Below are 235 nucleotides of genomic sequence, written 5' to 3' on the forward strand. Positions count from 1 at the left end.
TTTTGACATTGGGATGATCCTTTTCATATTCTTTCGCTAAATCTTCATACCCCGTAGCCCCAAATGTCCAGAAATTCAAGGTCACTTTTTCGTCACTGCTTTTCCCCTTATCAGAAGACGCCTTATCATTTCCATTACAGGCTGCTAACGAAAACGCGAGAGCCGTTGATAATCCAATCGCAGCCAGTTTTTTCAAGCTTTTCAATTGAGATTCCCCCTATTATTAGTTTGTCAC

At 40.9% G+C, this 235-nt stretch carries 1 pseudogene; it reads right to left on the reverse strand.

Annotated elements, in window-relative coordinates:
* A pseudogene (locus RYX56_RS25295) lies at positions 1-205 on the reverse strand (carbohydrate ABC transporter substrate-binding protein); the annotation flags it as partial.
* Positions 206-235: the final 30 nt, after the last annotated feature.

This window comes from Alkalihalophilus lindianensis (genome assembly GCF_032843265.1).
Taxonomy (GTDB): Bacteria; Bacillota; Bacilli; order Bacillales; family Bacillaceae_D; genus Alkalihalophilus; species Alkalihalophilus lindianensis.